Origin of the sequence: Actinoplanes sp. NPDC051861 (genome assembly GCF_040681145.1) — a bacterium.
Lineage (GTDB): Bacteria > Actinomycetota > Actinomycetes > Mycobacteriales > Micromonosporaceae > Actinoplanes.
Window position 1 is genome coordinate 154,942 of sequence record NZ_JBFAYE010000015.1, and the last position, 24,175, is coordinate 179,116.

General features: G+C 69.4%; 16 protein-coding genes and 1 pseudogene. 9 read left to right on the forward strand and 8 right to left on the reverse strand.

The annotated features are described in order from the left end of the window. Positions 1-33: 33 nt before the first annotated feature. The 3 genes from AB0M02_RS31915 to AB0M02_RS31925 all read right to left on the reverse strand — a co-directional run bounded on the left by AB0M02_RS31915 (position 34) and on the right by AB0M02_RS31925 (position 4,668). Positions 34-807: an SDR family oxidoreductase gene (locus AB0M02_RS31915; RefSeq protein WP_364233591.1), complete on the reverse strand. Its 774-nt coding sequence runs from the start codon at positions 805-807 to the stop codon at positions 34-36. Between the two features lie 101 nt (positions 808-908). Then, positions 909-1,481: a TetR/AcrR family transcriptional regulator gene (locus AB0M02_RS31920; RefSeq protein WP_364233593.1), complete on the reverse strand. Its 573-nt coding sequence runs from the start codon at positions 1,479-1,481 to the stop codon at positions 909-911. Positions 1,482-1,578: 97 nt separating this feature from the next. Continuing rightward, on the reverse strand, positions 1,579-4,668 hold the full coding sequence (locus tag AB0M02_RS31925) for a DNRLRE domain-containing protein (RefSeq protein WP_364233595.1): 3,090 nt from the start codon (positions 4,666-4,668) through the stop codon (positions 1,579-1,581). Positions 4,669-5,109: 441 nt separating this feature from the next. On the opposite strand from AB0M02_RS31925, the pseudogene AB0M02_RS31930 reads away from it, so the two are divergent. The 4 genes and pseudogenes from AB0M02_RS31930 to AB0M02_RS31945 form a co-directional block, all read left to right on the forward strand. Beyond that, positions 5,110-12,012 (forward strand): annotated as a pseudogene (locus tag AB0M02_RS31930) (ricin-type beta-trefoil lectin domain protein); the annotation flags it as partial. Between the two features lie 385 nt (positions 12,013-12,397). After that, on the forward strand, positions 12,398-12,679 hold the full coding sequence (locus AB0M02_RS31935) for a hypothetical protein (RefSeq protein ID WP_364233596.1): 282 nt from the start codon (positions 12,398-12,400) through the stop codon (positions 12,677-12,679). Positions 12,680-12,922: 243 nt separating this feature from the next. Then, positions 12,923-14,440, forward strand: a complete 1,518-nt coding sequence (locus AB0M02_RS31940; protein WP_364233598.1) for an FAD-dependent oxidoreductase — start codon at positions 12,923-12,925, stop codon at positions 14,438-14,440. After that, a complete protein-coding gene (locus AB0M02_RS31945) occupies positions 14,440-15,111 on the forward strand; it encodes a Rid family hydrolase (RefSeq protein ID WP_364233600.1) in 672 nt (223 codons plus the stop codon). The genes AB0M02_RS31940 and AB0M02_RS31945 overlap by 1 nt, the downstream gene beginning before the upstream one ends. Before the next feature lie 10 nt (positions 15,112-15,121). On the opposite strand, the gene AB0M02_RS31950 is transcribed toward AB0M02_RS31945, so the two are convergent. Next, positions 15,122-15,877 carry a class I SAM-dependent methyltransferase gene (locus tag AB0M02_RS31950; RefSeq protein WP_364233602.1) on the reverse strand — a complete coding sequence of 252 codons (756 nt, stop codon included), beginning with the start codon at positions 15,875-15,877 and terminating at the stop codon, positions 15,122-15,124. Between the two features lie 116 nt (positions 15,878-15,993). Between AB0M02_RS31950 and AB0M02_RS31955 the strand changes: the two genes are divergently transcribed. Then, entirely contained in the window at positions 15,994-16,272 is a 279-nt protein-coding gene (locus AB0M02_RS31955) for a hypothetical protein (RefSeq protein ID WP_364233604.1), read from the forward strand. 32 nt (positions 16,273-16,304) lie between these two features. Beyond that, entirely contained in the window at positions 16,305-17,714 is a 1,410-nt protein-coding gene (locus AB0M02_RS31960) for a protein kinase (protein ID WP_364233606.1), read from the forward strand. Here AB0M02_RS31960 and AB0M02_RS31965 read toward each other — a convergent pair. The 4 genes from AB0M02_RS31965 to AB0M02_RS31980 are packed head-to-tail and all read right to left on the reverse strand — an operon-like array spanning position 17,669 to position 21,605. Further along, positions 17,669-18,082 (reverse strand): PIN domain-containing protein, encoded by a 414-nt coding sequence (locus AB0M02_RS31965; RefSeq protein ID WP_364233608.1) that lies wholly within the window; start codon positions 18,080-18,082, stop codon positions 17,669-17,671. The genes AB0M02_RS31960 and AB0M02_RS31965 overlap by 46 nt on opposite strands. Beyond that, entirely contained in the window at positions 18,079-18,300 is a 222-nt protein-coding gene (locus tag AB0M02_RS31970) for a type II toxin-antitoxin system VapB family antitoxin (RefSeq protein WP_364233611.1), read from the reverse strand. The genes AB0M02_RS31965 and AB0M02_RS31970 overlap by 4 nt, the downstream gene beginning before the upstream one ends. Positions 18,301-18,339: 39 nt before the next feature. Then, complete coding sequence (locus AB0M02_RS31975) at positions 18,340-21,210, reverse strand: BTAD domain-containing putative transcriptional regulator (RefSeq protein WP_364233612.1); 2,871 nt, start codon at positions 21,208-21,210, stop codon at positions 18,340-18,342. Further along, positions 21,207-21,605, reverse strand: coding sequence for a VOC family protein (locus tag AB0M02_RS31980; RefSeq protein ID WP_364233614.1), 399 nt, complete (start codon positions 21,603-21,605; stop codon positions 21,207-21,209). The genes AB0M02_RS31975 and AB0M02_RS31980 overlap by 4 nt, the downstream gene beginning before the upstream one ends. 94 nt (positions 21,606-21,699) lie before the next feature. On the opposite strand from AB0M02_RS31980, the gene AB0M02_RS31985 reads away from it, so the two are divergent. The 3 genes from AB0M02_RS31985 to AB0M02_RS31995 are packed head-to-tail and all read left to right on the forward strand — an operon-like array spanning position 21,700 to position 24,135. Further along, complete coding sequence (locus AB0M02_RS31985; RefSeq protein ID WP_364233615.1) at positions 21,700-22,359, forward strand: helix-turn-helix domain-containing protein; 660 nt, start codon at positions 21,700-21,702, stop codon at positions 22,357-22,359. Between the two features lie 31 nt (positions 22,360-22,390). Next, a complete protein-coding gene (locus tag AB0M02_RS31990; RefSeq protein WP_364233697.1) occupies positions 22,391-23,548 on the forward strand; it encodes an epoxide hydrolase family protein in 1,158 nt (385 codons plus the stop codon). Then, positions 23,545-24,135 carry a TIGR03086 family metal-binding protein gene (locus tag AB0M02_RS31995; protein WP_364233617.1) on the forward strand — a complete coding sequence of 197 codons (591 nt, stop codon included), beginning with the start codon at positions 23,545-23,547 and terminating at the stop codon, positions 24,133-24,135. Before AB0M02_RS31990 ends, AB0M02_RS31995 begins: the two co-directional genes overlap by 4 nt. Positions 24,136-24,175 lie beyond the last annotated feature (40 nt).

The following is a 24,175-nucleotide window of genomic DNA, read 5'->3' on the forward strand; positions in this document are numbered from 1 at the left end:
TTTTCGGACGCCTGACCCCCGGGTGCTCGAGTGCTACTGGTTGCGGCCTGCCATGACGCCGCCGTCGACGTCCCAGATCGCGCCGGTGACCCAGCCGGCCTGGTCGGACAGCAGGAAGGTGACGGCGGCCGAGATGTCCTCGGCGGTGCCGATCCGGCCGATGGGGTGGAAGGGGCCGAATCCGGCCAGGACGGTTTCGACCTCCGCCGGAGGGATGAAGCCCTCGTAGATGGGGGTGGCAACCACGGCCGGCGAGACGGCGTTGACCCTGATCCTGTGCGAGGCCAGTTCCAGGGCCAGGTGCTGGGTCAGGGCGTGCAGGCCGGCCTTGGCCATCGAGTACGCCGAGGACGGGGTTGCGCTGATGGCCTGCTTCGCCCACATGCTGCCGATGTTGACGATGGCGCCGCCGCCGCTGTTCACCATTCCCCGCGCGACGGTCTGGGTGATCAGGAACGTGGCCCGGTTCAGGTCGAGGTAGCTGTCGTAGTCGGCGGCGGTGTGATCGAGGAACGGCTGCGGTTTGAACACTCCGGCCGCATTGACCAGCAGCGTCGCGTCAGCGTGCTGGCCGGCCAGGTCCTGGCGAACCCGGTCGGCTGCTGCGGGATCACGCAGGTCGGCGGTCATGCCCCACGCCTGGCCCCGCGTGGCCAGGTCGGCCACGGTCTTCTCGACCCGCTCCGGGCGGGAGCCGATGACGACAGCGCTGCCGCCGCGGCTGACGACGTCAGCGGCGACCTGGCGACCCATGCCGCTGCTGCCGCCGACCACGATGAGCTTACGTCCGGTGAAGTCCTGTGCCATTTCGTTCTCCTTCGGGACTACCTACTAGTTGGAAGGTTGCTGGGTCATGCGGAAGTGCACCGCGCGCGCATACCGCGCGCGGCCGTCTTGGTGGTGCGTTTTCAGAGCAGGGCGTCGACCAGTGTCGCCGCCACCGACCGGACCACATCGTGATCGGTCGCGGCGGTGCCCTCCGGCCGGCCGTGAGCACGGGCCAGGAGCAGGGCCCCCTCAAGGGCGGCCAGATAGGCCTGCGCCGCCTCGCCGGTCCGGGCGGCGGGCACGCCCGCCTCGGCCAGCACGCCCGCCACCCATCGCCGCTGATCGTCGAAGAACGCGTTCGTCGCCCGCCGCACCTGAGCGGGCAGGCTCTCGGCGTCCACGGCGAAGACGCCGCAGAGGCAGATGCGGCCGCCCTGGGCAAAGGTCGCGGCGTACAGCCCGGCGTAGTCCACCAGGCGCTGCCGCGCGCCGCCGGCGTTGTCGTCGACCTCCTTCAGCGCTGCGGCGAACTGCTCCCGATAGCGCGCGATCAACGCCTCGGCCAGCGCGGCCTTGGTGGGGAAGTAGTGGTGGATGCTCGGTTTCGTGATGGACAGCTCGGCGCTGATGTCGGCGTAGGAGAAGCCGTTGTACCCCCGGACCTGTACCAGCGCCTGAGCACTGTCCAGGATCCGTTCCGCTGTCGTCGCCACGGCGACATTTCTACCTTCTAGTTGGTAGGCTGTCAAGGTCAAGAAGAAGCCCTCGGGGCCCGGATGGCGGTCCGTCCAGGCCCCGAGGGCTCGTCTGTCAGGCGAAGCCCTTCATGGCCGCCCAGTTGACCGTGATGATCGCGTCCTTGAACGTTCCGGTGTCGGTGGCGCTCGGGTAGTAGACCTTCACGATGCCGGTGTCACCGCGACGTGCCCACAGGTCCGGGATCTTGTCGCCGTTGACGTCCGGAATGCCGACGACCGCCGTGATGTTGGTTGCCGTCCAGCCGGTGCCGTACTGCGCGTCGCTGCCCTTGAGCGAAGCGGCCGCGGTCTTGAGCGAATCCAGATTGACGCTGCCCGCGACCGTGCCGGGCTTGCCGTGGCGCACGTACATCACGCCGGTGTCGAGATGCCGCCAGGTCAGGTCCGGCGTTCCGTCGAGGTCGACGTCGGCCAGGTTGACGATGTCCGAGCGGCTCCAGCCCTGGCTCATCAGGGTCACCGACTGGAAACTGGCGCCGGTGTAGCCGTTGAGAACGTAGAGGGCGTCGGCGGCGCGGACGAGCAGCTCGGAGCGTTTGTCGCCGGTGACGTCGCCGACGGCCTTGATCTGGATCCAGGTGCTGGGCGCCGGGGTGCCGGACGGCAGCATGATCTTGATGCGGTCGTCGACGTTGAAGCTGCCGTAGCCGTCACCGGGGTAGAGCCAGAAGCCGTCGTGGGTACGGGCGAACAGATCGTTCGTCCCGTCGCCGGGGAAGGCGTCGGAGTGCTTGGCGATCAGCGCCGCCGCGCCGGTGGAGGGGTCGGTCCAGTGTCCGGTGGGGTCGAGGGCGCCGCCGGTGCGGTAAGACGAGACCAGGCACGTGTGCAGGCCGCCGTTGGGCTGGCTCGGGCAGGTACGCAGCCGGCCCTCACCGTTGATCAGGAGCAGGTCCGCCATCTTGTCGCCGGTCAGGTCGCCCGGTGCGTCGGCGACGTCGCTCGGCATCACGTACATGATGTAGGCGGTCCTGGGGCTCGGGTTGCCGACCGCGTCGTAGGCGACGACCTCCAGCGAGTTCGGGCCGGCGTTACGCGGCTTGAGGTCCGGCACGGTGGCCGCGCCGCTCGTCGCGGTCACGGTCTTGACGTCCTGACCGGAGAACGAGTACGTGAACTTCGTCGCGCCGGAGGACTCGAAGGTGACCCCGCCGGTCTGGCCGAACTTCTTGGCCGACCAGGTGCCGCCGTCCGCGGTGGCCTCCGGGAAGTCGACGCTGGTGACGTCGGGCGCCGGTGGCGCGGACGCGTCGACGGTGACCCGGCAGGTGGTGGTGTCGCTGGGGTAGCGCTCGGAGACGGCGCCGCTGGTGTCCTCGGCGCGGACGTCCCAGTTGTAGCTCGCCTTGTCGGTCAGCGTCGTGGTGGCGATGGTGAGACTCGCCCAGCCGTTGGCGTCCGGGGTGACCGCGGTGCCGCCGGTGACCACGGGCGCGGCGGAGGTGGTGTTCCACCAGCGGAAGCGCAGCTTGGACAGGTTGCCGTCAGCGTCGATCGAGCGCGCTTTGAGCACGATGTTGGTCTTGGCGAGCGTCCGGGTGGCGCTCGCGACGACGCATGTGCCGCCGGGCGTGGTGGTGACGTCGGTGGGCTTGCCGGGCTTGCGGTTGTAGGTGGCGCTCAGCGTGGCGGTGTTGGCCTGGAACTTGCGCCAGGTGAGGGTGTCGGTCTCGGTGCTGGCGCGCATGCCGAGCGTGATGTTGGTGGCGCCGGCGTCGGCCGCGCGCTGGGCGGCGTCCTTGACGTTGACCGAGACGTAGTCGTCGGAGCAGGAGCTGTTGTAGCCGTGCGCGAACGAGAGTTTCTGCTGGATGTAGCTCCAGGCGGGTTGCTTGTTCCAGGTGGTGCCGGTGGAGACGGCGCCGGTCATGTAGATCTGGAATTCGCGGTTGGTGCAGGACCAGGAGTGGTTGTTGAGGACTTTGAAGGTGGCGGAGCTGACGGTGGCGCCTTTGATGTTGGCGTAGGCCATCCGCCAGAAGGAGCGGGCGGTGACGCCGCTGTCGTCCTCGTGGCCGACGCGGGCGTCGGTGGTGCCGCCGTTGTAGCCGGTTCCGTTCATGAAGTTGCTGTTGGCGTGCGACTTGGAGACGAAAAGCCAGGCCTGTTCACCGGTGTTGAGCGTCGGGTCGAGGAACACCGGGAACTGGACGTCGGCGCCGGTGAGCAGCCCGGTCGCCGCGGCGTCCAGGTGCAACTTCACGTTGCCGGTACCGCCACCGTCGAGACGGGTGGGCATGGCTTCGTGCCGGGCGCCGGGTTCGGCGCCGCCGAGGCCGGACAGTTGCAGCACGTCGTCGGTGGTGGCCACCGCGGTGCGGGCGGCCTCGGGCGATTCGGGGTCCTTACCGGCGGCGTCCCAGGCCATCGGGGTGGGGATGTCGCCGACTTCGGCGCCGGTCTTGGCGTCGGCGATGAGCACGCCGCCGGTGGTGGCGTTGTGGTTGAAGACGGCGGTGTCCGAGCGCAGCGTGTAGGTGAGGGTGCCGACGTTCTTGGCGGCGTCGCGGTTCTTGACGATCAGAATCGAGCCGAAGCCGCCTTCCTGACGGACGACCACGAGCAGGTCGACACCCGGGCGCACCTCCGGGTACAGCGCACGCGAACCGGTCAGGGTCGGCTGCCGCAGCGGCCCCGGCCAGCTGTAGGTGATGGTGTGGCCCTTCGCCCGCACCTCGGCCAGCACCGTCTCCTCGGCGTCCTCCTCGCTGCCGTTGGAGAAGGTCACCGGGGTGTACGGGTTGACCGGGGTGACCGCCGGCCCGTCAGCCTTCAACGTGTTGTCGATCGGCGCCCAGCTACCGGTCCTGGTCTTCGCCCGTTGCGGTACGGCGGTGAAGTCGCTGCGCAGTTGCCCGTCCGGACGGGCCCAGGTCTGGGACGTCGCGGTGGTGGACTTCTCGACGAGGACCTCTTTGCCGGTGCGCAGGGCTTCGGCCACGGCGGTGGCCTCGTCCTTGAGGCCGGTGACGGCGGGCAGCGCCGGAAGGGCGCCCTCCACGCGGTCGGCCGGCGAGGTTTCGGCGCCGTCGGGCCACCAGGGAATCGAGGCGACGGTCAGGGTGGCGGCCAGCAGCAGGCCGGTGCAGACCAGCCTGGTGCGCGTACGCACGAACGGACTGAGCAGGCGAGGCGCGGTCACAGCGGTCTACTCCCGTGGGGACCAGGCGGATTGGGCAGCACAAACGACCCCGGACGGCAGGCCGTGGGGCAGAGAGCGCGCTCACGATCGCAAGACGTAGAGCCAGCCGTCTATCCCGTGACCGTTATCTATCCGTGACCGACTTAAGGAAGATCAAAAGAGTTACGTCCAATTCAGGTGCTTATGCCGGATTTTTTGGTCCAAGCGACACGAGATCCGCAGCATTGCCCCAATTGGGCAGCTTCATGATCTTGTCCGGCTTCGGCAACAAATAGACGGTGACGGATGTCACTTGCCAGCGACGATCATCACTGTATGTGACCTTGAGAATCCCCGGCGCAGGCGGACAGGATCCCCTCGCATGCGCCCTTGCCCGGCGTGTGCCTCCTGGTGTTCGTGCACCGTTTCTTCTTGTCCTCATGCCTGGTGGGAGTCGCGCTGATGCGTGGTACGGGTGTCCCGAGGGACCTACGCCTCCGATGGGGGCGCCGTGCGATCGTGCTGTTCATGTCGGCCGTGTTGGCGGTGACAAGCCTGCCGACCGCCGCGTTCGCGATCCCGGGCGCCGGCATGGACCGTGACGACGCGGTCGTCGAGTTGCCGGATCTGCCGGAGACGGCGGCGATCGCTGAGGACGAGGGCGCGGAGGAGAACCTCACCACCGCGCCCGAGGTGCCCGCCGACGAGTACCTACCGGAGAAGGTCGATGCCTGGGAACAGGGCACCGGCACGCTGGATCTCACCGGGGCGGTGGCCGGTGACGAGCCGGCGCCGGTCGGGGATCTGCCGGTCGCGCTGGGCGTCCCGGCGGGCGGTGACCCGGCCGCTGTGGCAGGCACCTGGAAGATCGACCTGGCCGCTCCGGAGTCCTCGCAGGACGCTGACGTGGCCGGCCTGATCATGAAGGTGACCCCGCCGGCCACCGTGGACCCGGCCGCTGAGGTCACGCTGAGCGTCGACTACACCGAGTTCGCCGACCTCTACGGCCCGCAGGCCGCCGACCGGTTCGGCCTGATGACCCTGCCGGACTGCGTCTACGACTCGCCGGGCGCCGGGGAGTGCACGCCGGTCCCCGCCGAGGAGGAGGAGCCGGCGGCCCTCACCACCCAGGCGCAGGCGGTGCCGAGCGAGGTCGAGGTGCTCCCGTCCTCCGCCCCGCTGGCCAGGACGTTTGCCGCTGCGGACGACACGCCGACGACCACCGCCTCGCGGCGCGTCGTGACGGGCAACGTGCCGATCGGGCAGCTCCTGGCCGACCCGGGCACCGGCGGCACCGGCGGCATGGTCGCTCGCGCGGCTGCCGCGGGCGGCTCCGGTGTGGTCGGCGCCCTCGACACCGGCGCCTCCGCGGCCGGCGACTACACCGCCACCCCGCTGCAGTCGTCGGGCTCGTGGGCGGCGGGTTCGTCCTCCGGCGCGTTCACGTACTCGTACCAGGTGCAGGTGCCCGAGACCGCCGGCGGTCTGGCGCCGAAGATCTCGCTGGGCTACTCGTCGCAGTCGGTGGACGGCCGGACGTCGGCGTCGAACAACCAGGCGTCGTGGATCGGTGACGGCTGGGATTACGCGGCCGGATCGATCACCCGTACCTACGCCAACTGCCGGCAGGACTCCAAGACCGCGGGCGCGAACAACGAGAAGCACGGCATCGGTGACCTGTGCTGGGGTTCGGACAACGCGACCCTGTCGCTGGGCGGGATGACCACCGAGCTCGTGTTCGCCGGCGGGAAGTGGACGACGGCCAACGGTGACGGCTCGGTGATCGAGCTGAAGAAGGAGACCAGCCGGGCCAACGGTGACAAGGACGGCGAGTTCTGGATCGTCACCACGAAGGACGGCACCAAGTATCACTTCGGGATGAACCGGCTGCCGGGCTGGTCGGAGGGTAAGGATGTCACCAACTCCGTCCTGACCGCGCCCGTGTACGGCAACCACCCGAACGAGCCCTGCTACCAGGGTCCGACACTGGACGATTTCAAGAAGTCGTTCTGTGCGCAGGGCTGGCGCTGGTCGCTCGACTATGTCGAGGACGTGCACGGCAACGCGATGAGCCTGTGGTGGGCGCGGGAGTCCAACTACTACGCCCGCAACTTCGACTTCAAGTCGCCGGTCTCCTACCACCGGGGCGGTTACCTGACCCGGATCGACTACGGGCAGCGGGCCGGCAACATCTTCACCGCGACGGCGCCGGCGAGTGTCGCGTTCACCGTCTCCGAGCGGTGTTTCGCCGAAGGCGGAGTCAGCTGTACCGAGGAGAACTTCACCAGCAAGGACCCGGGCAAATTCCGGATCTGGTACGACACCCCGGCTGACCTGCGGTGTGAGGCGGGCAAGAAGTGCTGGAACGCGGCGCCGTCGTTCTTCTCGCGTAAGCGGCTGGACAAGATCACGACGTCGGCGCAGCGGGTGTCGGGCAACGCGACCCGGCAGAAGGTGGACGAGTACCAGTTCAAGCAGTCGTTCCCGAAGCTGCGGACGGGTCCGAACACCGCGCTCTGGCTGGAGTCGATCACCCGTACCGGTTACGCCGCCAACGGCACCGCCGCCGCGCTGAACCCGGTGCGGTTCGAGGCCAACGTCGATGACATGCCGAACCGGGTCACGGAGATCAAGGACGGCAAGCCGGACCCCCGGCCCGGTTTCTCCCGCCTGCGCGTCGGCCGGGTGATCAACGAATACGGCGGCGAGACCGTCGTCAGCTACAAGAAGCCCGAAGGCCAGTGCAAGAGTGGCGTCGACCTCCCCGGTAAGGACGACTCGGCGGCACTGAAGGCCAACGACCGACTGTGTTACCCGGTGTTCTGGCATCCGGACGGCGCGGTCGAGGACATCAGCTGGTTCCACAAGTACGTGGTGGAGTCGATCGAAGAGCTCCCCGCCGTCGACGGCGCGGTCGGCACCACCACCAACTACGCCTACAAGAACGCCGGCTGGAAGGTCGCCGAGGCCGAGTTCACCAAGAAGTCGACCCGGACCTGGTCGAGCTTCGCCGGGTTCGAGCAGACGACCGTGATCACCGGTGCGGACGACGCGTCAATCGGCAGCAAGCGCACCAAGGCGGTCACCCGGTACTTCCGCGGCCTGGGCGACACGGTGTCGATGACGGACATCACCGGGGCGGAGATCGCCAAGGACGCCGAACCCTTCGCCGGGCGCATCGCCGAGGAACTGACCTACGCGTCGGCTGACGACGCCGACAGTGACTGGCTGACCCGGAGCATCACCTACCCGCAGGCCACCAAGCTGGCCGAACGGGCCCGGACCGGCATCAGCCCGCTGCGTGCCTGGCGCGTCACCGACGCCCGGCACAGGACATTTACGAAGTCCTCCGGCACCGGTGACGACAAGCGGACCCTGCGCGAGGTCGAGACCAGGACGACCTACGACTCGAACTACGGGCTGCCGACACACGTCGAGTCCCTCGGCGACCTCGGCAAGACCGGCGACGAGTCCTGTACCTACCTGGAGTACGCGCACCACACCGGGAAGAATCTGATCGGCCTGACCAAGCAGGTCCGGAGCAGCCCGACGACGTGTGCCGCCGCCACCTGGGACAACCTCAAGTCGCTGACGTCGGCGAGCCGGGTCAGCTATGACTGGAGCGGGTACGGTGAGCCGCTGATCGACGAGACCCGTGGTCTGGCGAGCCAGTCGTGGTCGCTGAAGGGCGACGGATCCGGGTTCGAGTGGAACGGCGCGTACTACTTCGACGACATCGGCCGGGTCGTGAAGTTCCTCGACCCGGACATGCAGGAGAACAAGATCACCTACGAGCCGGCCACCGGCCAGGCGTTCAAGGTGACCGAGGAGAACGGGTTCAAGCACAAGCAGACCCGCGAACTCGACCCCGGTCGTGCCGTGACGGTCAAGACCACCGACGCGAACAACCACGTCAGCTCCGCCGAGTACGACGCCCTCGGCCGGCTGGTCAAGGGCTGGGCACCGGGCCGGGCGGGTGCGGCGGTCCCGGACTTCGAGGCGACGTACACGATCTCGAAGCCGGACGCCGAAGGGGTCCGCAAGCCGCCGTACATCACCACCAAGGCGCGCGGCCACGAGAACCGCATCGAGACGTCGGTGACCATCTACGACGGCCTCGGCCGGGAACGGCAGTCGCAGGAGCCGGCGACCGGCGGTGGCCGGTTGGTCACGGACACGCTGTACAACAGCTCGGGCGAGGTGTGGCAGACCAACAACGCCTACTTCACCAGCGGTAGCCCGTCCGGGAACCTGTTCACTCCGGACTCCGAGATCGCCGTCCCGAACGCCACTCGCTACACCTACGACGGCCTCGGCCGTGTCCTGCAGGAGACACCCGTTCTCCGCGGCCAGGAGGCCCCGGCGCGGGCGAGCAAGTATGAGTACGGCGCGGACTGGTCGATCGTGCGCAACCCGACGGGCGCCGCCTCGTACCGTGTCTTCACCGACGCGCTGGGCCGCACGTCGCGAGTGGACACGTTCAACGGCGCCGCCGCGGCCGGATACACCTCCATGCGGTACGACTACAACGCCCGCGGCCAGATGGTCAAAGCGACCAACTCCGAGGCGAAGGCGGAGAACTTCTGGTCGTGGAAGTACGACTTCCGCGGTCGCATGGTTGAGGCGAACGACCCGAACACCGGCAGGACGACGAGCGTCTACGACCACCGCGACCGGGTCATCTCGACCACCGACGCGCACGGCACCACGGTCGTCACCGCCTACGACGGCCTGTCCCGGCCGACCAAGCAGTATGTCGGCTGGGAGCTCACCGACCTGCGGGCCGAGTACACCTATGACACCGCGCCGGGCGGTGTGGGCCTTCCGGCCACCGCGACCCGGTACACCGACGGCAAGGCCTACAAGCAGTCCATCGCCGGGTACACGAGCGACTACCAGCCGACCGGAACCACGCTGACGTTGCCGTCGGACATCGCCTCCACGTGGGGTCTGCAGACGTCGTACACCTACGGCTACACCTACACGGACACCGGTCTGCCCGAGACGGTCAGCCTCCCGGCGGTCGGCAACCTGGCCGGCGAGAAGATCATCGCTCGCTACACCAAGGACGGCATGCCGCTGACGGTCTCCGGTGCCGACTGGTACGGCTCGGAGACGGCGTACTCGCCGTACGGGCAGCTCATGCGCTCCGCCCTCGGTGCGCAGCCGTACCGGGTGTGGGCGCTGAACAGCTATGACGAGGCCGACGGCGCTCTCACCGGCCAGCAGGTCTACCGGGAGAAGACCGACGACAAGCGGATCGTCACCGGTGTGCTGGCGTCCAACCGTTCCTACGGTTACGACAGCGCGGGCAACGTCACCTCGATCCGCGAGCGGTCGGTCGGTATCGAGGAGCGGCAGTGCCTGACGTACGACACGATCGGCCAGCTGACCAAGGCCTGGACCTCGAAGGACCAGGAGTCCTGCGCCGCCGCGCCGGCCGCCGCGACCGTCGCCGCGGGCACGGACAACGCCGGCTACTGGCAGGAGTACGAGTACGACCTGCTCGGTAACCGCACCAAGCTGGTCGAGAAGGATCTCACGGGCAACACCGCGAAGGACGCGACCAGCACCTATGTGTACGGCAAGGCCGACGGCAGCCAGCCCGGCACGCTGACCAAGGTCACCAAGAAGTACGCCACCCCGGCCGGCGCGCAGGTCACCGCCGAGGCGGAGCGGCTCTACAACCTGACCGGTGACACCGTGTCGGTCACGTCGGTGCAGAACGGCGACAAGCAGGAGCTGTCCTGGACGTACGACGGTCAGGTCGAGCGCGTCACCGGCGCGGGGTCCAACGGCCGGAGCGCCTACTTCGGCCTCAACAACGCCTGTCTCGACGTGGACGGCGGTGCGGCCGCCGCCGGCACGAAGGTGCAGCTGTGGGGCTGCAACGGCACCCGGGCCCAGGAGTGGAGCTTCAAGCCGGCCCCGGGCGCGGACGCCAACCTCGGCGCGCTGACCCAGTACGACGGCGCCTGGTGCATCCAGCCGTCCGCCAACACCGCGGGTTCCGGCATCCTGCAGCAGAAGTGTGACGGCTCCACCGCCCAGCAGTTCCGCCGCAACGCGACCGGGCAGCTCACCCACGTGGCGTCGAACCTCTGTGTCGCCGCCACGGCGAACAACTCGCCGGTCGTACTCGCGGCCTGCGCGAGCGGCAACGCCGGCCAGGTGTGGAGTCCGCAGAACGAGACCACGCACATCTATGGGCCGGACGGCGCCCGGCTGCTCACGATCCAGGGCAAGCAGGCGACGCTGAACCTCGGCGAGGCACAGCTCACCGTCCAGGCAGGCGGCGCGCAGGTCAACGCCCAGCGCGGATACTCGGTTCCCGGCGGCTCGGTGGTGCGGTACTCCCTCGGCGGTGGTGCGCCCGGACTGATCGCTCTCACCAGTGATCACCAGGGCACCCCGTACGCGGAGATCTATCTCAGCGGCACCATGGCCATGCGGATCCGCAAGCAGGATCCGTTCGGCAACGAGCGCGGCGCTGCCCCGCTCGCGCTGAACATGCAGACCAACAACGGTTTCCTGGGCGCGACGCGGGACGACTCGTCCGGCTACACGCCACTCGGCGCCCGGTTGTACGACCCGGCGGTGGGCCGCTTCCTGTCCGCTGACCCGGTGACCGACCTCGCCGACCCGATGCAGTCCAACGGGTACGCCTACGCCCACAACAACCCGGTCACGCACTCCGACCCGACCGGTCTGTCGATCTCGCTGACCCCGACCGAGATGGCCGCCGCTCTCGCCGGCGCGGGTCTGTCCGCGGCGCAGGTCGCCGAGGCCCAGGCCAACGCGAACCGGTCGCTGACCGATGTGATCCTGTCCGCGGCCTGGTCGATGCTGGCGGACTTCATCGGCCTCACCGACGCCATGAACTGCTTCGGCGGTGACATGTGGTCCTGCGGCAGCCTGATCATCGGGGCCATCCCGTGGGCGAAGCTCGGCAAGATCCCGGCGGTGCTGAAGGCAATCGACCGCACCATCGCCGCGATCCAGGCCTGGCGCACCGCCAAGAAGGCCGCCGAAGCCGTCCTGGCCGCAGCCAGGGCTGCCGAAGCCGCGGCGTTGCAGGCCAAGAAACTGGCGATCGAGAGGGCGAAAAAGGCAGCACAGGCCGCCAAGAAGAAAGCCGCTGACAAGGTCAACACTGTCAGCAACAAGGCCACGAACGCCACCAAGAAGACCGGTAACGAGGTCCAGAAACAGGCCCAGTCGAAGAGTGCCCCGAAGGTCTCCTCGGCAGCGGGCAGCGGCCGGAGCGGCGCGGGCAAGGGCGGCGGCGCCAAAGCCGGCGGTGAGTCGGGTGCGTCCAAGCGCAGCAGCGGCGGCTCCAGCGGCAGCGGCGGCTCCAGCAAGGCCGGCGGCGGTAAGGGCGGTGGCGAAGAGGTCAAGGTCTACCGCGCGCCGCACCGCGGCAACAAGGAAGTGGAGCGCAACGGCTTCGACCCGGCGAACCACCCGGACAACGGGCGCCACCCGGGCACGGCCTATCTCGGAGACACCGAGGACGTGGCCCAGCAGTACGCTGTCCAGGGCATCTACGAGGACGGGTACTGGGAATACACCATGAAGCCCGAGTTCCTCGAGCACTTCCCCGCGGAGAAGTACAAGCGTACGCACGACAACAAGCCCGGTGAGTTCCAATGGCTGATCCCGCGGGACAAGATCCCGCTGTTCAACTCCATGATCGCCGACCGCAAGTGGATCAACTACTACCAGGGTTATCGATGGGAAGACTGAGGCAATGGATCTCTGGGAACAGGCGGGGCTGACGCAGTTCCAGATCGTGACGGTTCGTGTCACGGAACATCGCCAGCACTTCGGCGTGGATGTCGAGACGGTCTCGCCGGTCGAGGGGGTTCCCGCCTTCATCGACTTCGTCCTCCTCCGGGAGGCCGGGGAGCAGGTGACGCCCGAGGACTTCCCTGAGGTCGGCAGCCTGCTGGAAGCAGTGACGATCGACTTCATGCCGTGGGGAGAGCTGCGGCTCTCGGCTCGTCCCTCGTCCATCGAAAAGGCACGCTGACAGGGCGCCTGGTTCCAGCCCGTCAAGAGGCCCACCGCGATGATCGGTCGCGGTGGGCCTCTCGTCATCGACGATCGGCTATGGCAACACTGTGGACACACGAGGGCAGCGGCGCTGAAATCTGGCGAACCTAGCGTCCGGGCAAGATCCCTGACCTCGGGAGGTTCCCCGTTGGGCCAGACACGCCGTGACTTCCTCCGCCAGATCGGTATCACCGGTGGCGCGGGAGTCATGTTCCACACCATGGGAGCTCTCGGCCTCACCACCGCGGCCAACGCTGCCGAGACCCCGCCGTTCACCCCGCTCACGAAGGACGCCCTGCGACACCGCGGAGGCAGATCCGTCATCGTCATGGGCGGCGGCATCGCCGGCATGACGGCTGCCTATGAGCTGCTCAAGGGTGGCTACTCCGTCACCGTGCTCGAGGGCCGGGACCGTCCCGGCGGCCGCAACTGGACAGTTCGCGGCGGTACCACGTTCACCGACCTCAAAGGACAGACGCAGCGGGCCCGTTTCTCCAAGGGCCAGTACATGAACGCCGGTCCGGGGCGCATCCCTCAGATGCATGTGACGCTCGACTACTGCAAGGAACTCGGCGTCCCGATCGAGGTCTTCACCAACCAGAACGCCGATGCCTTCCTCTACCGCGAGAACGTCCCCGGCGGCCTCAACGGCGTACCCGTCCGGCAGCGTGCGGTGAAGGCCGACGCCTACGGTTACACGGCCGAGTTGCTGGCCAAGGCGACCAGCCAGGGTGCCCTCGACGCGGAGCTGACCGCCGCGGACAAGGACGCCCTGATCTCCTATCTGCGTAGTTTCGGCGCCATCAACTCCGCCAACGAGTACGCCGGCGGCGGGCGCCGCGGATACGCCCCGCAGCCCGGCGCCCACCTCGAGGCCGGCACCCCACTGCCGCAGTACGAACTGTCCGACCTGTTCCGCTCCACCCTGGGCAACTACTTCTCCTTCGAGATGGGCTTCGACCAGGCGATGCTGATGTACCAGCCGATCGGCGGAATGGATCGCATCGCGTACGCCTTCGCCGAGGCGATCGGCGCCCGGAACTTCAGGTACAACGCCGAGGTCGTGGAGTACCGGAACACCACGGACGGCGTCGCGGTCACCTACACGACCTCGGGCCGCCCGAAGACCGTCACCGCCGACTTCGCCGTCAACGCGATGCCGCCGCACATCGCCGCGAGGATCCCCAGCAACCTGCCCGCCGAGGTAGTCGCGGCGCTGGGCTCGGTCAGCCGGACCAACGCCGGCAAACTCGGCATCGAGTACGACCGCCGCTGGTGGGAGGAGGACTTCCGTATCTACGGCGGCATCACCAACGCCAACACCAACATCGGCAACATGTGGCACCCGTCGTACGGATACCACGGCAGGACCGGCACGATGATCGGCTACTACAACACCGGCGGCAACGCGAACTTCTACGGCGAACTGACCCCGGCACAGCGGCTCGCCGAGGCGACGGCACAGGGCAGGAAGATCTTCGGCGACGTCTACGGCGAGGGGATCATCGCGTCGTTCAGCCAGGACTGGGCGTCGGCGAAGTTCTCCGAGGCGGCCTGGGTGAGCTGGCCCAGCGCGGCCGGCGGCCAGACCGGAGCGGGCTACCGCAGCCTCCTGCAGGCGACCGGCAACGTCTACTTCGCCGGCGACCACCTCAGCCACGCCATCGCCTGGCAGCACGGCGCCATCACCTCGGCCCGCGCCACCGTCGAGCAGATCCACGAGAGGGTGACCGCCTGATGCGCGGATTCGGCCGGCTCGGCACCCGTACCAAGATCGCCCTGGCGGTGACCCTGACCGCCGGCGTGGTCGCGCCGACGGCCGCGGTCGCCGGCAGCCGTTTCCCACCTCGGCCCGGCACCACGGTCTCGATACTGCCGGCCGGGCAGGACAACCCGATGATCGCCGAGGGGGTGGCGATCGGCCGTGACACGGCGATCTACAAGACCAGCGGGCTCGGGCCCGGCGGTCTCAACTCCGGTGCCCCGGCCGGCACCGAGGCCCGCTACATCGACCCGGTCGACCTGGTCGTCGGGCAGTTGCCGCCGGGCGTGACGATCACCGAGGCGCAGGGCATCAACGTTCTGCGCCGCATCGGGGAGAACCTTGCCAAGGCTGGCCTGTCCTACGACGACGTCATCACGATGCGTGTCTTCCTCCAGAACCCCGCCGGCGAGGAGAGGATGGATTTCGCCGGCTGGAATCGTGCGTACCGGCAGTTCTTCGCCAACACCAGCCTCGCCACCGGCAAACCGGTTGACGTGCCGCTCGGTTCGGCCGCCCCGGCCCCGCCGATGGTCACCAACCCCGCCCGGCCGTCGCGGTTCGCGCTCGAGGTCGAGAACCTGCCGGTAGCCGGATGGCTGGTCGAGGTCGAGGTCGACGCGGCCTACCCGGCCCGGAAGAAGTAGTACCTGACGCTCAGCGACGGGTGTTCGCCGGCTCGGCACGGCCCAGGCCGGCGATCATCCATCGGCTGTCGGGCTGAAAGGGGTTCCCCGCCCAGTCCGTCCAGGTGAATCGCGGTTCGAGACCGGCTGTGGAGGCCATGGTGAGCAGTTGTTCCGGCAGTAGGAAGCGCAGGTAGACGTCTCGTTGCGAGGGCGAGACCGTCTCCTCGAACCGGTATCGGTGGTGTACACGCTGGGTGGTCGGATCCCACGTGGTCTCCACGTGGCAGCTGCCCTGACCATTGGTGAACTGGCGTGGGCGGCTCAGACCGGAGGTGTCCACCACGCCCATCTCGATCAGCAGCAGGCCGTCAGGTCGCAGGTGAGCGGCGGCGTTGCGAAGGAACGTGGCCTGCTCCTCGGCGCTCTGCATCACCCAGATCGAGTTGACGAGGATGCAGATGAGCCCGTACTGATCGTCGCCGTGTATGCCGGGGAGGACGTCGAGCCGGGCGTCGACGAGATCGCCGCCGGGCTTGGCCCGTAGCTGGTCGAGCATCTCCGGCGACGCGTCGGTGGCGGTCACGTGGAGGCCGCCGCGGGCCAGTGGAATGGCCACCCGTCCGGTGCCGGCGGCCACCTCGAGTACCGGACCGCCGTCGGCGAGGTGCCGCAGGGCGGCCACGGCGGGCTCGGTGTCGTCGCCGTCGCCGGACGGCTGGTCGTAGTCGGCAGCCCATTGCCGCCCGTACAACCCTGGGTCGACGTGGGGAAAGGAAACGCTCATTGCCGTTCTCCTTGATCTCGCGCTGGCCGACCGTATCCGGGGCTCATATACTCGCATCGATTGATCGTTCCCGCCGCAAGGCGCGGAACGGCAAGCACTCACGAGGGGAGACTTCAATGGACGTCCTGCAGGAACTGGAGCCGCGCGACGCCGGCAGCGAGACCGTGGAGCCGGCGGCCGGTCTGGCGACCGCCTCCGCCGGGGACCGCAACCAGGAGTGGACCAGGTTCGGCACGATGAGCGCCGGTGAGCGGAGCCAGGAGTGGACCCGGTTCGGCGCGATGAGCACCGGCGAGCGGAGCAAGGAATGGACCCGCTTCGGCACGATGGACGCCGGCGAGCGGAGCAAGGAATGGACCCGGTTCGGCGTCATCAGCACCGCGTCGGCCAGCTGACCTTCGGTTAGCCGTAGCCGGGGGTGGGTTCTTTGGGACGCGTCGACGTCATCGAGCGTCTCGTCCGGGAGAGCGCCGCCCCCGGCTTTCGCGTTGACACGACCCCGACGTGGGTCCGGGTCAGCCCGCCGGCTGCCGAACTGCCCGAGCACGGGTGGAAGCTGCACATCTCCGCACGCGCCGTGGCCTATGTCGACGTGGTACGCGTAGTGGTTCCGGTCCTGCTGGCTGAGCGGTGCCCGTTCAAGCTGGCGGTGTCCGAGGAGGTGCTGCGCCGGCTCAACGACGGCGTCTCCGCGCCGGCCCTCGTCGGTAAGGCCATCACCGTCTATCCGGACCAGGACCGTACGCGTGATCTTGGTTTGCGCCTGGTCGCCTTGCTGAGTGGCGTCGGCGGCCCCCGGGTTCTCAGTGACCGCCGGGTGGACGCGTCCGCTCCGGTCTACTACCGCTACGGCCCGTTCCTCCAGCGGCCGGATGCCCAGGCCGACGAGCCCATGCGGGGACCGGACGGCACGGAGTTCGACGGCGCGGCCACCCTGGTGTACAGGCAGCCGCCGTGGACGGTCGACCCGTTCACCGGTCAGGCCGCGTCCGAGGCCAACAGGATTCCGGAACCGGTCCTGTTCGGTGGCCGTTACCGCGTGTGCGACGTCATTCAGTCGTCCGCCCGGGGTGACGTACTGCGGGCGGTCGACACCGTCAGCGGCGACCCGGTGGTGATCAAGCAGGCGCGGGCCTACGTCGCGGAGGAGAACGGAAGCCTCGACACGCGGCTGCGGCTGCGCAACGAACGCCGAGTGCTCCACGCCGTCGACGGAATGACCGGGGTGCCGAGGCTCCTGGACCACTTCCGGCATGGCGCGGACGAGTTCCTGGCTCTCAGCGATGAGGGCCCGTCCAACCTTCGCGACGCCGTGCGGCGGGCCGGCGGGCGCATGAGTGCCCGAACCCTGCGCCGGCTGGCCGCGGATCTGGCCGCGATCCTGCTCGACCTGCACCGGAGAGGCGTCGTGCTGCGCGACCTGGCGCCGAAGAACGTGGTTCTCCGAGGGGAGCGCGTGAGCGTGGTCGACTTCGGCCTCGCGAGTTATGACGGTGTGCACTTCGAGGGCGGCACCCCGGGTTTCGCGCCCGCCCGGCAGTGCCGTGGGGAGGCCCCGGACGCGGCCGACGACCTGCACGCGCTGGGTATGACGATCTGGTTCGCCATGACCGGCCGGGACCCGGTGTGGATCGAGACCGACATGGAGGCACCTCGCGCCGAGGCGCTACGAGTTGTCCACGAACGGTACGGCGCACAACCGAAAGGACTGCCGGGCGAGGTGGCTGCGCTTCTCAGCGGCGACGCGGATGTCGCGCGAAGCGCGGCGGCCCGGCTCGCCTCCCTTAGCGGTCAGGGTGTGTTGAGGACTGGGCGCTCGGACAGGTCGGGCAGGTAGCGGGCCGCGGTCTTGAAGTCGTTGTCATCGTGCAGGACCGTCAGGTTGTCGGTGGCCGCGCAGGCGCAGATCAGCAGGTCTACACAGGAGAGTGCCCGGTGTGCGCCGGCACGGAGCAACCGGTACTGGGCTGAGTCGATGTACTGCCAGGCGCTCTTGGGCACGGGGACGTCCGGGTAGAGATCGGCGAACATCGACGTCATCGCCTCGAACTCGGTCAGGTCTCGCGCCGAACGGCGGAACTCGGTGCGCTGCGGGTGGCAGGATCCGATGGCGTGGTCGGAGATGGCGTCGGCCCACGCGGCCCGGAGGGTCTCGTCGCGCAGGATTCGCCAAGCTGCGGACGAGTCGATCAGGTAGCGGATCACTGAGGCGGTGCCTTGGCGGCGTTGTGCAGGTCGTGCCAGCCTTCGTAATCCCAGTGCAGTGCTGCCGCCGCGTGGTGTTCGAGTGCGGCGATCCGCCGATGGCGGGCCGCGTACTCACGCAGGGCCAGGTTGACGGTTTCCTTCTTGCTCTTGGCTCCGGACAGCCGCATTGCCTCGGCCAGGGCCTCGTCGTCCAGATCGATCTGGGTGACTGACATGCGACGCCCCCTGTTGGTGATGTATGGACCCGACCAACATTACCAACATTCGTGGAGGAGGGCTTCGGCCTTTGCTCTCAGCAGGGGTACGGAAGCCGCGTCCGAGGTGGTCAACAGGGTGTGGAGGAGGTCGGCGGCGGCTGGGGAGTCTCCGGCGGCCAGCAGTGCCTCGGCCAGGCGCAGGTTGGCGAGGAAGATCCCTCGGGGGTCGCCGGCGTTGACCATGTGGCGGAGAGCCTCATGGGCGTCGGCGGTGGCGGCGGTGAGATTGCCCCGGAGACGTTGGAGGCGGCTGTGGTGGATCAGTAGCCAGCCCAGGCCGTGTGCGTTGTCGGTGGCGTCGGTGACGGCTCGGGCCTGGGTGTAGGTGGTGGCGGCCAGGTCGAGGTCCTTCAGGGTGATGGCGCAGTCCAGTTTGCGGACCAGCAGGGCTCGATGGCTGTCGGTGTTCCAGAGCGACCGGGTGTGCCCCAGCGCGCGATCGAGTAGAGGGAGCGCTTCGGCGGGCCGGTCCTGGAGGACCAGTGTGTCGGCTTGGGTGCGTAGTGCCAGGACGATGTCGTCGGGGTCGCCGGTGGCGTACGCGATCGTGGTTGCCTCTTCGGCGTGTGGGAGAGCCGGCCGGTTCTGGAACATGCGAGCGAAGGCGAGGCCGGTGAGGCTGTGGACCAGTTCGTGCTCGAGGGCTAGGCGGCGGAACACGGTGACGGAGTGTTCGAACTCGGTGGCGGCCTCGTCCAGGTCGAGGGAGAGCAGTACATCGGCCCGGCTGCTCGCCTGGCGGCTGGCGACCCGCTCGTCCCCGGCGGCGCGGGCGGCGTCCCGGACGGTTGCGCGGACGCGGGCGATCTGGTGGTAGCCGCCGCGTATGGAGAGCGGCGGGATGACCATGTCGGCCAGCAGCGCCGCCCTGTCGTAGAAGCCCAGTCGGCACGCCTGCGTTATCGCGTACAAAAGCTGATTGCGCTCTGTCTGCAGCCAGGCGCCTGGATCGGTGATGTCCAGCGGGGCGGGGCCGATTCCGCCGGGCAGGGGGTCGGGTGAAAGGCCGTCCTTGCGCTCGACCCGCGAGTGCACACGGTGTGCCAGGACGAGGAAGGTGTCCAGCAGCCTTCGGTACGCGACCCCGCTGGAAGCCTCGCCGTCGGCGAGCTCGCGGGCGAAGAGCGCGACCAGGTCGTGTGGCCGGTAACGCAGTTGACCGTTGAGGTCGAGCCCCACCGGGTCGAGCAGACCGGCGGCCATCAGCTGCTCGACGGCGCGTTCGCCGTCGCCGCCGTCGGTGACGGCGCCGAGTGCCCAGGCGGCGAAGGACTCGGTGGCCAGCAGGCCCATGCGGCGCAGCGCCAGCCGGACGGGCTCGGCCAGCCCGGCGTAGCCGACGGCCAGCTCGGAGCGGACCGCCAGGTCGCCGACGGCCAGCTCGTCGAGGCGCCGGTGCTCGTCCTGCAGCCGGTCCGCGAGCGCGCGCAGCCGCAGGGTGGGCCGGGGCTGGAGCCGGGCGCCGATGATGCGGACGGCGAGGGGCAGCCGGCCGCACAGGTCCACCAGCTGCTCCGCAGCCGGCCGCTCGCCGGCGACTCGGTCCGGGGACAGGATCCGGTCGAGCAGCGCGACGCCCTCGGCGACCGAGAACGGCTGCAGGCGGTGATGATCGGCTCCCGGGATCTCGTCCAGGGACCGCCTGCTGGTGACCAGCACGGCGGATCCGGCCGTGCCGGGCAGCAGCGGTGCGACCTGCGCGGCGCCGGCGGCGTCGTCGAGCACGATCAGGATCCGGCGGTCGGCCACGAGCGCGCGGAACGTCGCCGCCCGCGCCGGGATCGAACGGGGCTGCGCGTCCGGGAGCAGCCCCAGCGCGTACAGGAGCTCGCTGAGAACCTCGGAGACGTCCCGCGGTGCCGGGCCGCCGCCGCCCAGGTTGACGTAGAGCTGGCCGTCGGGGAACCGGTCGCGTACCTGGTGCGCGACGAACACGGCGAGCGCGGACTTGCCAACACCGGCCGCCCCGCTCACCACCACGATGGGCAGCGAGGCGGTGGCCAGCGACGCGGCGGCCAGCGATGCGGCGATTCCCGTCGCCTGTCCGGCCCGGCCGACGAAGTCGCCGATCACCGGCGGCAGCTGGCACAGGGCCGCGGGACGGGGTGTGTCGTCGTCGTCCGTCGTCCGGCCGAGCAGGATCGCCTGGTGCACGGCGCGCAGCTCGGGCACCGGATCCAGGCCCAGCTCGCTGCGCAGCAGCGCCGCGACGTCGCGGTAGACCGCCAGGGCCTCCGCCTGGCGTCCCGACCGGTAGAGGGCGCGCATCAGGTGTGCCCGCAGCTCCTCCTGGAACGGGTACGCCGCGGTGAGCGCCCGCAGATCCTCGACCACCGCCTGGTGATGCCCGAGCGCCAGTTCCAGGCCGAACCGGCGCACGGCCGCGTCGAGGCACCGTTCCTGCAGGTGCGGCACCTCCTCGCGGTGAAGCGTCGCCGATTCCACGTCGAACAGGATCGGGCCGCGCCAGAGCGCGGTCGCGGCGCGCAGCGAGGTGAGCGCCGCCTGCCGGTCGTCGCGACCGGGAGATTCGCGTACACGTTCCAGCAGCTCGTCGAACTCCTGCAGATCGCAGGATCCCGCCGGCAGCTCGATGACGTACCCGCCGCTGCGCGTGTGGATGGCCGCACCGGCGCCCAGCTGCCGGCGCAGCCGAGCCACGTACGTCTGCACAGCCGCCCGCGCCTCGGCCGGTGGCTCGTCGTCCCACAGGCGGTCCACCAGGACACTCACCGGCACGACCCGCCCGGCCCGCAGCAGCAGCGACGCCAGGATGGTCCGCAGCTTCGGCGCGGAGATGACGACGAGCGCGCCGTTCCGCCGTACCTCCAGGTTGCCGAGAACGCGGAAGTGGAAGACAGCCGTCACTCGTCCGCCGGCTCCTCGAACAGCGTCAGGTGGATCGTCCCTGGTGCGTCCAGCCGGGCGTTGACCGAGTTCCAGGGCGTGCGGGTGGCAGGCGCCACCGGCGTGGCGCCGGCCGCGATCACGGTACGGGTAGCCGCCTCGCAGTCGTCGACCTCGAGCGCGAGGCGGAACCGGGGTGCGACCCGCCGCCCCACCTCGACGCGGTCGATGAGCTCGATCTGGGCGGTGTTCGACAACTCGAGGGTCGCCCGCCCCGCGTCCAGGATGGTCACCTCGGCGCCGCCCTCACCGGAGTACGACTCGGCGACGGGCATCGCCAGCGCGTCCCGGAAGAACGCCACTGCTTGTTCGTAGTCTGACGTGTGCACGACGAGGCGGAGCTGACGAACCGTCATGACGGCGAACTCCTTGACGAGTGGAACGGAACGGAACGTATTGCTCCCGCCGAACGCTAACAGAGCGGCGCAACCACGCTGCTAGCCTCAGCTGATGGCCGGGGAAGAACACCGCAGCTCACTGAGCGGACGGCGGGCGGAGGCGCAGCGCAACAACGGGCGCATCCTCGACGCCGCGCGTGGTGTGTTCCTGGCCGACCCCGAGGCTCCGATCGCAAAGGTCGCCGAGCAGGCCGGTGTGGGTGTCAGCGCGCTCTACCGGCGTTACCCCAGCAAGGAGCACCTGTTGCGGGCGCTGGCCGAGGACGGCCTCAACCGCTACATCGCCGACCTCGAGAAGGCACTCGCGTCCGACGCCGCGCCGTGGGACACGTACGTCTCCTGCCTGGAACGTGTCATCGACGGCCAGAGCCAGGCGCTGGCGCAGCGGCTGGCGGGCACGTTCACGCCGACGGCGGAGCTCACCGCCCTCGCCGGGCGGGCCGGCAGCCTGGCCGAGGAACTCTTCCAGCGTGTCCGGCGCGCCGGTGAGCTCCGCGAGGACATCTCCGAGGCCGACGTCACGTTGCTGCTGGAGATGGTCGCCTTCATCGACCTGCCGGGCGCCGACGGCGGTGCCGCCCTGCGCCGCCGATACCTCGCCCTGCTCCTGCAGGCCCTGCACGCCCCGGCCGAGGCGAGACTGCCCGGCCGCCCGGCGAGCCACGCCGACCTGGTCGCCCGCTGGCGTCAGCGAGACGAAAGCGGAACGTAAGCGGGGCGTGCCTATGCTGCGCCGCGTGCCGATCGCCGATTCCACCATCACCCCGTTCCGCATCGCGATTCCGCAGGCGAGCCTCGACGACCTCGCCGAACGGCTGGCCCGCACCCGCTGGGCAGATGAGCTGCCCGAGAAGGAGGTCATCGCCGGCGGCTCCGGCGCACCCGCGCCGCCCGGCTGGGAGTACGGCGTACCGGTCTCCTACGTCCGTGAACTGGTCGAGCGCTGGCGCACCACGTTCGACTGGCGGGCGCGAGAGGCCGAGCTGAACGAGTTCCCGCAGTTCACGACGGAGATCGACGGGCAGCGTGTGCACTTCGTACACGTACGCTCGACGCAGCCGGACGCCGTCCCGCTCATCCTGACGCACGGCTGGCCCAACAGCTTCGTGGAGTACCTGGGACTGGTCGGCCCGCTGACCGAGCCGGCCGCGCACGGCCGCGCGGGCGCACCCGCCTTCCACGTGGTCATCCCGTCGCTGCCCGGGTTCACCTTCTCCGGGCACACCAGCGAGCACGGCTGGAGCGCCGGGCGGACCGCCGCCGCGTGGGCGGAGCTGATGCGGCGGCTGGGTTACGACCGCTACGGCGCGCACGGGAACGACGCCGGGGCGATCGTCTCGCCGCTGCTGGGCGAGCTCGACCGGGAACATGTCATCGGTGTGCACGTCACGCAGATCTTCTCCTTCCCACGCGGCGACGAGGGTGAGTTCGACGGGCTCACCGGCGAGGAGTTCGGCGCCCTCCGGTTCGGCCAGGCGTTCGCCGAGCACGCCATCCACGATCGGTCCCAGCAGGCCCAGCCGCAGACCCTGGCGCACGCTCTGGCGGACTCGCCGGCCGGGCAGCTGGCCTGGAGCGGTCAGCTGTTCGGCACCGCGCTGAGTCCCGAGGACGTCCTGACCAACGTGGCGTTGTACTGGTTCACGAACACCGCTGCCTCGGCCGCCCGTTTCTACTACGAGAACCACCGCGCGGACCCGGCCCCGCCCACCACGGTGCCACTGGGGCTGGCCGCGTTCGCCTTCGACTTCCACGCCGTCCGCCGGTTCGCCGAGCGCGACCATTCCAACATCGTCGCCTGGAACACGTACGACCGCGGCGGGCACTGGGCCACGCACGACGCACCCGACCTGCTCGCCGACGACATCCGCCAGTTCTTCTCGGAAAGGGATCTGCCGTGATTTTCCCCGTACTCAAAACCGCTCTTGATTCTTTGCAGCACGTCACCGCGGCTGTCGGCGCCGACCGGCTCGACGACCCGACTCCGTGTTCGGAGTGGACGGTGGTGCAGGTGCTGTACCACGCCGCCGGTGATCAGCACGCCTGGGCGTCCGTTGTCGGCGCGGGCTCGCTGCCCACCTACAACCCGTTCGATCCGCCGCGCCGGCTGGAGGGTGGCGTCCAGGAGACGATCGCCAAGGCGATCGAGGCGGCCACCGGTGCCTGGTCGGGGGTGGATCCGGCAGCTTCATCGGTACGCACGCCGCTCCCGCCCGTCCCGGAGATGACACCCGCGCTCGCGGCCGCCGCGTGCGCCCTCGACGCGGCGGTGCACGCCTGGGACGTCGCGGTGGCGACCGGTCAGCCGTCCCCGCTGACCGCCGCCCTGGCCGAGCAGTTGCTGCCGGCCGCCCAGGCGACAGCGGACCCGCTGCGGGGCTTCGCGTACGCGTCCGCCCTGCCCGCCCAGCCCAGCGACGACGCGGCCGCCACCCTGCTGCGCCACCTCGGCCGCGACCCGCACTGGAAGCCCGGTTTCACCGAGTGAGCCCTGCCCGCACCCTCTCCGCCAGGGGCCTTCGTGGTGC

Bases quoted from the DNA above. Each gene is read 5' to 3' on its own strand.
- AB0M02_RS31940 (WP_364233598.1), top strand. From the start codon at position 12,923: ATGGGAGCTCTCGGCCTCACCACCGCGGCCAACGCTGCCGAGACCCCG.
- AB0M02_RS31935 (WP_364233596.1), top strand. From the start codon at position 12,398: ATGGATCTCTGGGAACAGGCGGGGCTGACGCAGTTCCAGATCGTGACG.
- AB0M02_RS31950 (WP_364233602.1), bottom strand. From the start codon at position 15,877: ATGAGCGTTTCCTTTCCCCACGTCGACCCAGGGTTGTACGGGCGGCAA.
- AB0M02_RS31985 (WP_364233615.1), top strand. From the start codon at position 21,700: ATGGCCGGGGAAGAACACCGCAGCTCACTGAGCGGACGGCGGGCGGAG.
- AB0M02_RS31970 (WP_364233611.1), bottom strand. From the start codon at position 18,300: ATGTCAGTCACCCAGATCGATCTGGACGACGAGGCCCTGGCCGAGGCA.
- AB0M02_RS31945 (WP_364233600.1), top strand. From the start codon at position 14,440: ATGCGCGGATTCGGCCGGCTCGGCACCCGTACCAAGATCGCCCTGGCG.
- AB0M02_RS31980 (WP_364233614.1), bottom strand. From the start codon at position 21,605: ATGACGGTTCGTCAGCTCCGCCTCGTCGTGCACACGTCAGACTACGAA.
- AB0M02_RS31955 (WP_364233604.1), top strand. From the start codon at position 15,994: ATGGACGTCCTGCAGGAACTGGAGCCGCGCGACGCCGGCAGCGAGACC.
- AB0M02_RS31915 (WP_364233591.1), bottom strand. From the start codon at position 807: ATGGCACAGGACTTCACCGGACGTAAGCTCATCGTGGTCGGCGGCAGC.